This is a genomic window from Gorillibacterium sp. sgz306347 (assembly GCF_059735245.1).
In genome coordinates this window covers 1-10,417 of record NZ_JCAPET010000080.1, presented here as the reverse complement: position 1 = coordinate 10,417, position 10,417 = coordinate 1, and the positions used below count along the sequence as shown (strand labels likewise).

Here is a 10,417-nt window from a genome sequence, read left to right as displayed (position 1 = left end):
CCATCGCACGAAACTCTCCTTTCGAAGCAAATAGCCGCTGTGGCACCGTTAGCGCAATCGTCGTGCCGTCTGCCGAAGCTAGGGAGGGGATTGTATGCTCTCCCATCACACGAAACTCTCCTTTCGAAGCAAGCCGCTGAGGCAACCGTTACCGCAGCAGCCGGACAATCTTCCGAAGCAACACCGGCAAGCGTACTTCCAACCAAACTAACCTGCGAAGAGTGACAGCCGGCAGCGTGGATGTGGCCTCCGCACACAAGGCGTCTCGTACACAAGGCATCCCACGCACAAGGCATCCCACGCACAAGGCATCCCACGCACAAGGCATGCCACACATAAGCCATCCTGCACAACAAGCCTGCCGTGCACAAGACATCCCTCGAATCTTGGCGAAATGGCCCGACGTTGACCGTCCTGATGTCAGAAATATGATACAAATTGTTGATTTGCCCGGAATATTTGGGGCGAATTAGAAGATTTTATCCCTGTATTGTAGAAATGTTAACCTGCTCAAAAAAAGAAAGGGCTTTTATAATGAAAAAGCAACCTCGAGTTGCCACATTGGGTTAGGGAGGCTAACAAATATGAAGAAAAGGATCAGCTTGCCGGTTCTTCTGGTTTTGCTCATGACCACCGTGCTGTCCGGATGCGGAGGCTCCGGTTCGGCAGACAGCTCCGCTTCTCCGTCGGCGTCGGCAGACCCGACGGCGGCGGCCGCGACGGCGGAAGCAACGGCTACGCCGGCTGCGGAAGCGGAACCGTTTACCGTATCGCTGCGCCACATCCAGATCGGAGACGCGCAAAAAAACCGCAAGGCGATTCTCGACGCGGTCGTCGCCAAAACGGAAAGCGAAATTCCCGGCCTGAAATTCGAGCTCGACGGGGTCGAAGACGCAACCAACCGCTTTACCAAGCTTCCCGCCGAAATGGCGGCGGGCAATCCGCCCAAGATCATGGACCTTTTTGGCGGGACAGGGGATGCCCTGAAATACGGCAAAGCCGGACGGCTGCTCGACCTGGCGCCGATTCTGAACGAACTCGGCATCAAGCCGGACCAGTTCGTCAACCTGACGCAATTTTCGCTGGACGGCAAAATCTACGGCCTTCCCATCGGAGGCAGCACCGAAGGCTTTTTCTACAACAAGTCCTTGTTTGAAAAATACAGCATCGCCGAGCCGAAAACCCTGGAGGAGCTGGAAAAAGCAGCCGACACCCTGAAAGCGAACGGCATCACCCCGTTTGCCATGGGCTCCAAAGGCGCCTGGGTGCCGCTCATGCTGGTCAACACCCTGCTGGCCCGCTACGCCGGACCGGACATCGTCAACGAAATTCCGAACGGAACCAAAAAGTGGGCCGACCCGCAAGTCATCGCGGCTTTCGCCAAATACGCCGAATGGGAGAAAAAAGGCTACTTCACCAAAGGCGAGCTCGGCCTCGAATACCCGGAAATGCTGAACCAGTTCGTAACCGGGAAAGCCGGCATGATGTTTGACGGCAGCTGGCGCTCCTCGGTGTTCAAGGATGCCGAGCAAGCGGGCGACCTGACAGGCAAGGTCGGTTACTTCGCCATGCCGGCCGTGCCGGGCGGTGTCGGCGACCAAACGGCGGTCAACGGCAACTATTCCAACGGCTACGGCTTCTCCGCCGATCTGAATGAAAACGAGCTGAAGGCTGTAAAGGGCTTTATCAAAAACATGTACAACGAAGAAATGCAGCTGCGCGGCCTGCTGGAGGACAACGTGCTTCCTTCGATGAAGCTGTCCGGCGACGCGCTCTCCAAGGTCGAAGACCCGATTATCAAAATCGCCCTCGGCCAGTTCGAAACCGCCCAAAGCGTCTTCTCCCATTACGACTCGACCGTGAAGACGGAGGTTTACCAGGAGTCCGAAAAGCAAATCGGCAAGCTCATCGCCGGTCAGGCAACGCCTGAAAAAGTGACCGAGCAGCTGCAAAAGGTTCAGGACAAAGCAAGCGCCGCCAAATAACAAGCACGCAGATACGCTGCCATACGCCAGAAGCGAAAAAAGCGGCAGCGGATGCAAAATCGGCCGCAGCAAGCATTATTAGGCGGCGTCCTGACGGCGCTCAAGGCAGGACAAAAAGCGGGCGCCGTCCTGAGAGCGGACCGAGGCAGGACGGAAAGCGGGCGACGCCCTGACGGCGGCCCGAGGCAGGATCGGAAAGCGGACGCCGCCCCGGCGGGCGGCGTCCTTTTTCATCCGCGTTTTACGCGCGGGAGCTTTTGAGCAGAGGGTGGGAGCGTCATGAAGCACACACTGAGAAATCCGGCGGTCTATCTGATGTTTGTTTTGCCGACCGTCGTTTTGTACGCCATGTTTTTTATTTACCCGATGGCCAGCTCCGCTTACTACGGCTTTACCGACTGGAGCGGGCTGGACGAAACGAATTTTGTCGGCTTTGCCAATTTTGCCGAAGCGCTGTCCGACGGGGATTTTCAAAAGGCCATTTTAAACAACGTTTATTTTATCCTGTTTTCCGTGTTCATCCAGGTGCCGCTTATTATATTCTTTGCCATTTTGATCGGCGGGGTGAAGCGGTTCCAGCGGTTTTACAAAACGACGGTGTTTATGCCGTCCATTCTGTCCACCTCGGTCATCGGCATCCTGTGGGGGTTTATCTACGAGCCGGAAATCGGCCTGCTGAACAACCTGCTCGGCAAAATCGGCCTCGGCCCGGTATACTGGCTGTCCGACCCGCATTGGGCGATGATCAGCGTGCTTGTGACCAACGCGTGGCAGTGGATGGGCTTTTACATCGTGCTGGTGCTGGCGGCCATCCTGGCCATTCCGAAAGAGCTGAATGAAGCCGCGGCGATCGACGGGGCAAACGGCTTTCAGCAGGCGGTGTCCATCACGCTTCCGCTGATCCGTCCGATCATCTCGGTGGTGGTAATGCTGTCCATCGCGGGCGCGATGCGCGTCGTCGACATCGTGCTGGTTATGACCGGCGGGGGCCCGGTCGGTGCGACGGAGGTCATGGCCTCCTATATGGTCAACAATGCGATCAACTACGGGGAGTACGGCTTCGGAACCGCGATTTCGATCCTGATTTTTGCCTTCGCCCTGATTTTGACCGCCCTGTATCAGCTTTCTTTCGGAAGAAATCAGGAAAGGATTGAATACTGATGTCCTCCGTCCTCAAAAAGACGCTGCCCCACGCGGTCCTGATGCTCTATGTGGCCGTGATTCTGGTTCCGTTCGTGTTCGTTGTGCTTTCCTCCTTCAAAGCCGGAAACACGGAGATCGCCAGCCGCCCTTTTGCGCTGCCCGAGCGTTGGATTTTCGAGAACTACCGGGAAGCCTGGGTAAAGGCCAAAATCAACGTCTATTTCTTTAACAGCCTGTATTTGTCGCTATCCTCCGCTATCGTCGGCGTGCTGCTGGCGGCGGGGACGGCATTCGCTCTGACCCGGATGAAGTTCGCCAAGGCGAGCAAATGGCTGTACCAGTTCGTGCTGATCGGCATGCTGATTCCCGGCAACGTGCTGTTTATCGCCCAATACATTCTCGTGATGAAGCTCGGCGTCCTCGGCACGCATTGGTCGCTGTTCCTTCCGTATACCGCCGGCGCGCTTCCGCTCAGCGTTCTCCTGATCGCGGCGTTTATGCGCAACATCCCGAACGAGCTGGAGGAAGCGGCGATCATGGATGGATTGAGTTCCATCGGGCTGTTTGCTAAAATTGTGTTGCCTATTACGATGCCCGCTTTGGTGACGGTTTTTATCGTCAATTATCTGGGCAACTGGAACGAATATTTGCTGGCCAATTTCTTCTTGAGCAAAGACAGCCTGCGCACGCTGCCGACAGGCATGGTCGGGTTCCGGGACGCGTTCCAGACCGACTACGCCCTGATCTGCACCGGCATCATTTACAGCGTGCTTCCCGTTCTCGTGCTGTACGGCTTCCTTCAGGAAAAAATCATTGAGGGGCTGACGGCGGGAAGCGTGAAGGGATAAGCTTGAGGACCGTTCAAGGCCCGGAAAAGCGTCGGGCCTTTGCGCACGGCAGGAACTTCCGCGCGGGAGGCGGGAAAGGACGGGGATGCGGATGTCGCTGCGTTTTAAGCTGTTTGCGGCTTTTTTTACGCTGATCGTTCTTCCGCTTCTTCTGTTCGGCATCGCCGCGTATGAATTTCTCACCGACATTACCCAGGAAAAGTACGCCCGCCAATCCGAAATCACCCTGCGTTCGCTCAATCAAAGCATCGACTTTATCTTTGGCGAAATGAACAAGGTTACGGACAGCACCATCGCCAGCACGGCCATCCAGGAAGTGCTGGCCAAGCCGGGCGTCACCGAAACCGATTATCTCCGCCTGAACGAGGTTCAGCGCAATTTCCGCGACCTGCTGGTCAATCACCCATCCGTCAGCTTCGCTTATTTGTACCGGCTTGAAGATGGCCGGCCCATTCCGATTTACATGAAAGAAAACTTCGGCAAGCTCCCCTTTTCGGAATTTCAAAAACAGCCTTTGTTCCGCGAAGTGCTGGCCCGCGGCGGCCTGCCGCGCTGGATCGGCCCTTACGAGTATCCCGAGCTGTCCGGCGGCGATCCGGTGTTTACGCAGATCCGGGTCGTCAAGGACATCGCCACGCTGGACGACAAAGGGATTTTGCTGGTGCAAATCAAAAATTCGGCGCTCGAAAGCCTGTTTCGCTACTTTACCTTTAAACCGGAAAAATACCAGACCCGCTTTTTTATCGTCAGCGAGAACGGGACCATTTTGTTCGACAGCGCGTTGTCCAGCCACGGGGCGCGGCTGTCCGATTACGGAGGCGCCGGCATGCCGGAAAGCGCCGGGTTTGCGAGCGGGCGGCACGTTTTTGCGGGAACGGATTCCATCATCTCCAGCATTCCGCTGACCGTGGAAAACTGGCGGCTTGTCTCGGTGACGCCGTGGAGCTCGCTGTCCCGTGAAATCAACCTGTACGCCAAGCGGGTGGGGCTGGTGCTCGGACTGTTTTTGCTGTCCGCCTCCGTGTTTCTTCTGGTTTTCGTCAACCGGATCGCCGGAACGATCAGCCGACTGGTGCGGGTCATGCGAAAAGTGGAGCGGGGGGAGCTCGACGCCCGGGTCGAGGAACGGGGGACCGATGAGCTGCGGCTTTTGGCCGGGAGCCTGAACAGCATGATCCGGCGGATCGGGGAGCTGCTGGGCCGGGTCAAGCGGGAGCAGGAGCGGAAAAACCAGGCGGAAATGCGCGTGTTGCAGGCGCAGATCAAGCCGCATTTTTTGTTCAACACGCTGGAGTCGATCAATGCGCTGGCGGTGCAAAACGAAGGGCGGAAGGTCAGCCAGATGGTGCTGCGGCTGGCCGGGATGCTGCGGATCAGCATTCACGGGCCGGAGGAAATTCCGCTGCGGCAGGAGCTCGAGCATTTGAAAAATTATTTGGAAATCCAAAGCTTCCGGTTTGCGGAGCTGTTTGAATACACCATCGACGTGCCCGCCGATTTGCTCGGCTCTGCGGTTCAAAAGCTCACGCTTCAGCCTCTTGTCGAAAACAGCATTCAGCACGGGTTTGACGGGCTTGCGGGCAAAGGAAGGCTAACGGTCAGCGCGGAAAAAAAGGACGGCCGCCTCATCCTGACGGTGGCGGACAACGGCCTCGGCATTCCGAACCGGGTGCTGGAGACGTTTCAATACATGGCGGCCGACGAGCAGGAGACGGCAGGCCCTCACCCGGAACGGCGCGGCCTCGGCGTTCGCAGCGTTGCCGACCGGATCCGCATCCGGTACGGCTCGGGCTGCGGCCTCCTGATCTGCTCCGGCGAAGGCTGCGGCACGGTGATCAAATGCCTTTTACCACTGAAGGAACCGGGGGATTCGGATGAAGCTTAAAGCGCTTTTGGCGGACGACGAACGGCCGATATTAAACAACCTGAAAAGCGTGCTGCCGTGGGCCAAGTGGGGCATCGAGGTGGTGGCGCTCGCGCGAAACGGACAGGAGGCGCTGGAGGCGTTCCGGGAGCACGAGCCGGACCTGGTGCTGAGCGACATCCGCATGCCGGTGATGGACGGGATGGCGTTTTTGGCCGAGGCGCGGAAGCTTTCGGCGCGCTGCGAATTTTTGATGCTGACCGGCTATCAGGAATTCGAGTACGCCCGGACCGCCATTCAGCTCGGCGTGAAGGACTATATCCTGAAGCCCATCGATTACGACCGGCTGGAGCAAACGGTGGAGCGGCTGGCAGCCGGCATCCGCGAGCGGCTGGCAAAGGAACGCCAGGCCGAGGAAAGCCGGAGGCGTACCGCCACGCTCGCTTACGAAAAGCTGCTGCACGATCTGGCGGCCGGCGTGCCGCTTGGGGAAGCCCGCGCGCTGCTGGCCGAGGCCGGAGTTCCCGCCGGGGAGCGGCTGTACCGGCTGGTGCTGGCCGTCCCGGCGGCGGGTAAGGCCGGAAGCGGCGCGGCGTGTGTTTCCGCAGCGGCCGGGTCAGGCGGGAACGGATCGTTTGCGGGCGGGACAGAAGTGAATGACACGGGTACGGATGGAACGGGTGCAGGAAGAGCTGGTGTGGATGGAATGCGTACAGGCGGAACAGATGCGCATGGAACGAGGAACGACAGGACAGGCACAGAGCGAACGGGAGCGCATGGAGCGGTTCTGAGCGGAACGGGGACCGACAGGATGGGCACGGATGGAAGGGGCGCAGGTAGAGCAGGTTCGGATGAAACGAGGAGCGACAAGTCAGGCACAGACGGAACGGGAGCGCATAGAGCGGTTCCCAACGGAACGGGGACCGACAGGACGGGTGTGGATGCTACAGGCCCAGAAGGGCGGGGGGCAGCCGGGACGGATGCGGAAACGCAAGGTTTTGTCCTGCGCGAGTCCCTTCGTAGAGTGCTGCCGGATGCGGGGCCTGCGTATGCTGCGGCCGGTATCGGCGGCGGCCGCTGGTTGATCTTGGCTGAAGAGCCGGAAGATGCAACGGCTGCGAACGGAGGGCGCGAGCCGTTGTGGCTCGGAGGACTGCGGACGGCTCTTTCCGGAGGGTTGCAGGCGGAGCGGGCCGTGGCAGCGGAGGGGGTAGGGAATGCGGAGGCTACCCCTTCGCGTACGCCAGCCAATCCCGGCGGGCTTGAGCTGCGGGCATTTCCCGAGCCGGTCGGGCTCGGGTCGCTGCCTGGCGCCTGCCGCCAGCTTTGCGCAAGCGCCGGCGCTGAGGGATTCCGGTCCGCCTTTGCCGGAGAGGCGGCAGCGGCCGACGAAGCCCCGCTGCCCGCCGCCGTATCGCTTGCGGCCGGGGCGGCGGATACCGTCTCACACCCGGGAGAAGCACTCAACCGGACCCGGGGTGAGCGGCTGATGACCAAGGCGGGCGACTATATCCGGCGCAATCTGGCATCGGACATTGGCATCGAGGAGGTTGCCAGCCACCTTGGCATTAGCTGCAGCTATTTCAGCATGCTGTTCAAAACGCATTACGGCGAGACGTTTGTCGAGTATGTGACAGGCCAGCGGATGGAGCAGGCCAAGTCGCTGCTGCTCGCGACGGATAAAAGCGTCGCCCGCATCGGTGCGCTTGTCGGTTATGCGGAACGGCGGTATTTCACGAAGGTGTTTTTGAAATGCACCGGGCTAACGCCATCGGAGTTCCGCGAGGCGGGAAGCGGACAGACGGCGGCCCGTTAGGAGGTTTGGCAGGATGGAAGATAAGGTTTGGAGCATGTCTTTGAAGGAGAAAATCGGCCAGCTGTTTATGTGCGGCTTTGACGGAACCGTTCCGGCCGAAAGCATCCGCCGGCTGATCGCCGGCGAACGGATCGGCGGGGTGATCTATTTCCGCCGGAACGTGGAAAGCGCGGCACAGGTCGCGGCGCTTTCCCGGTCCCTTCAGGAGCTGAACGGGGACGGAGCGCCGCTTCTGATTGCCATCGACCAGGAGGGCGGCATGGTCTCCCGGATCGACCGCGGCATCGCCTTGGTGCCGGGAGCGATGACGCTGGGTGCGGCGGGCGAAGCGGCGCTGGCGGAGCGGGCCGCGGCGATAAATGCCGCGGAGCTGCGCGCAGCGGGCATCAACGTCAATTTTGCGCCTAGCGTCGACGTCAACAGCAACCCGCTCAACCCGGTGATCGGCGTCCGCTCGTTCGGCGAAAATCCGGGAGCTGTGGCGGAGCTTGGCGCGGCGGCGGTAATCGGCTGTCAGAGCGCGCAGGTGGCGGCGACGGTGAAGCATTTTCCCGGCCACGGCGATACCGAAACGGATTCCCACCTCGGTCTGCCGCTTGTGCCGCACGCCGAAGACCGACTGTTTGAAGTCGAGCTGCTTCCGTTCCGGCGCGCCATTGAAGCGGGGGCGGACGCCGTCATGTCGGCGCATGTGGTTTTTCCGGCGTTTGAGCCGGCGGGGCTTCCCGCCACTCTTTCGCGCCCGGTGCTGACGGGCTTGCTGCGGGAGCGCCTCGGGTTTGCGGGTGTCATTTTCACCGACTGCATGGAGATGCAGGCGATCGCCCGTACGTTCGGAACGGCTGATGGCGCGGTGATGGCGCTTGAAGCCGGAGCTGACGTGGTGCTCGTCAGCCATACGGAGGATGCGCAGCGGGCAGCCATCCGCGCCGTGTCGGACGCGGTGCGGGAGGGACGGCTGACAGAGGAGCGAATTGACGCGTCGGTCCGGCGCGTGCTGGCCCTGAAGCAGAAGAGGGGAATGGGCCTGCGAGACGGGAGCCTGCGCGAAGAAGCTCCCCACCCTCACGCTGCGCAAACCGCGCCGGGTTTGTCCGAAGCAGCCCGCGCCGCCGCCTGGGGCGAAATCCGGACAATGTACGAAAAAGGCATATCGCTCGTGAAAGACGAGGGGCGGCAGCTTCCGCTCAATCCGGCCGAGCCAACCTTTGTCATCTGGTTCGAGGCCCGGGAATCCACTGAGGTTGTCGAGGTGATTGAGCAGGAGACGACGCTGGGCCCCGCACTCGGGGCCTACATGGCGAACGTGCACGAGCGGAGGGCGGGTCTCTCTCCATCGGAAGAAGAGATTCAGAACCTGCTGATAGAAGCCGCCGGGTTCCGGCAAATTGTCGTCGCCACGCACACGCCGGGCGCAGCTCCCGATCCCGGCCAAGCGGCTCTGGTGCGGCGGCTGGCGCAAGAACCCGGACGAACGGTCGTCGCCGCTGCGACGCGCAACCCGTACGACCTTAACGCCTACCCGCAGGTGAAAACGTATCTGTGCGCCTACGAAAACCGCCCGGCGGCCATGGACGCGTTGGCGAAGGCGCTGACCGGCGGGCTTTTCCCGGTCGGCCGCCTGCCGGTCACGCTTTCTTCCGAATACCCGATCGGCCATCGGCTTTAACCGACTGGCCGCAACCCGCATACTTCTTCAAGCAAGGAAAAATACACGGCGGAACGGTAGAGACAGACTTTTTGCGGCGACCCGGGACTTCAGGAAAAAGGGAACAAGCTTATACAGAAGAAGCTATACAGAAGAAGCAACCATTGCCGAAGAAAAAAACCAATACCGAAGAAAACAAACAAACACCGAAGAAAACAAACAAACACCGAAGAGACAAACCAATACGAAGAGATAAACCAGTACGAAGAGATAAACCAATACGAAGAGATAAACCAATACGAAGAGATAAACCAATGACATGGAGACATTTCAATGTCATAAAGACAAACCAGTATCGAAAAGTCAAACCATTGCCAAAGAGACGAACCAACTGAGAAACCAATACGAAAAGACAAACCAATGCCGTTTCATGTGGGTGTTTTCTGGGGGAGGCAGGCCGTAATAATGCAATTATGCAGCTTTCTCATTTCAATGTAGAGCGATTGAAAGAAATTGCTGCGATTATGCATCAATTATGGATCATTTAGGAGAAATGGGACGGTTTTGGGAGGGATTGCTGCATTTTTGCATTAATATGAGGGGATACGACCGATTTTCCACGGGATTGCTGCATTTTTGCATTAATTCACCATTCGGCAGGTTATTTTTCCTGAAGAGCTGCACTTTTGTGTTAACGGATTCTGGTGGGGAGAGACGGGGCCTCGGAGTTCTCCAGGCAGGACGTGAAATTGTTGTTTGTGCGGAAAAGTCCCAAGTGTTATATACAAAACAAGCCGAGTCGTACCGGGCGGTGTTCTCCGGCAGCTCGGCTTTTGAGCATTTATGAAAAAGCGGGATGGCGGCGGGAGGCTGCCGGCTGGGAAACCGCGCCTGTTTGAACGGGGGCAGGTCCGAAAGCGATGCCTCCGAAAAAACAACGCCCTTTCATCTCCCGGGGGGAGGCGAAAGGGCGCCGCTTCATCATTCGGCAAGCCGAGCCGCCGCGCCCGAGGCTGCCGCGCCCGAGGCCGCCGCGCGCCGCGCCGGAGGCCGCCGCGCCGGAGCTGCCGCGCGCCGAGCCGCCGCGCCGAGGCCGCCGCGCGCCGAGCCGCC

The 10,417-nt window shown here is 59.5% G+C and carries 6 protein-coding genes; all 6 read left to right on the top strand.

Going from position 1 to position 10,417, the window contains the following annotated elements; genetic code table 11:
- Window positions 1–584: 584 nt before the first annotated feature.
- Window positions 585–1,985, top strand: a complete 1,401-nt coding sequence (locus tag AC6I6H_RS22125; protein WP_497956722.1) for an extracellular solute-binding protein — start codon at window positions 585–587, stop codon at window positions 1,983–1,985.
- Between the two features lie 279 nt (window positions 1,986–2,264).
- Window positions 2,265–3,146: a carbohydrate ABC transporter permease gene (locus AC6I6H_RS22120; RefSeq protein WP_497956721.1), complete on the top strand. Its 882-nt coding sequence runs from the start codon at window positions 2,265–2,267 to the stop codon at window positions 3,144–3,146.
- Window positions 3,146–3,976, top strand: a complete 831-nt coding sequence (locus AC6I6H_RS22115) for a carbohydrate ABC transporter permease (RefSeq protein ID WP_497956719.1) — start codon at window positions 3,146–3,148, stop codon at window positions 3,974–3,976. Before AC6I6H_RS22120 ends, AC6I6H_RS22115 begins: the two co-directional genes overlap by 1 nt.
- Before the next feature lie 91 nt (window positions 3,977–4,067).
- Window positions 4,068–5,861, top strand: coding sequence for a cache domain-containing sensor histidine kinase (locus AC6I6H_RS22110; protein WP_497956718.1), 1,794 nt, complete (start codon window positions 4,068–4,070; stop codon window positions 5,859–5,861).
- A complete protein-coding gene (locus AC6I6H_RS22105; protein ID WP_497956715.1) occupies window positions 5,851–7,656 on the top strand; it encodes a response regulator transcription factor in 1,806 nt (601 codons plus the stop codon). The genes AC6I6H_RS22110 and AC6I6H_RS22105 overlap by 11 nt, the downstream gene beginning before the upstream one ends.
- Before the next feature lie 13 nt (window positions 7,657–7,669).
- Entirely contained in the window at window positions 7,670–9,325 is a 1,656-nt protein-coding gene (gene nagZ / locus AC6I6H_RS22100; RefSeq protein WP_497956714.1) for a beta-N-acetylhexosaminidase, read from the top strand.
- The last annotated feature ends 1,092 nt before the right edge of the window (window positions 9,326–10,417 follow it).

Bases quoted from the DNA above. Each gene is read 5' to 3' on its own strand.
- AC6I6H_RS22125 (WP_497956722.1), top strand. From the start codon at position 585: ATGAAGAAAAGGATCAGCTTGCCGGTTCTTCTGGTTTTGCTCATGACC.
- AC6I6H_RS22120 (WP_497956721.1), top strand. From the start codon at position 2,265: ATGAAGCACACACTGAGAAATCCGGCGGTCTATCTGATGTTTGTTTTG.
- AC6I6H_RS22115 (WP_497956719.1), top strand. From the start codon at position 3,146: ATGTCCTCCGTCCTCAAAAAGACGCTGCCCCACGCGGTCCTGATGCTC.
- AC6I6H_RS22110 (WP_497956718.1), top strand. From the start codon at position 4,068: ATGTCGCTGCGTTTTAAGCTGTTTGCGGCTTTTTTTACGCTGATCGTT.
- AC6I6H_RS22105 (WP_497956715.1), top strand. From the start codon at position 5,851: ATGAAGCTTAAAGCGCTTTTGGCGGACGACGAACGGCCGATATTAAAC.
- nagZ (WP_497956714.1), top strand. From the start codon at position 7,670: ATGGAAGATAAGGTTTGGAGCATGTCTTTGAAGGAGAAAATCGGCCAG.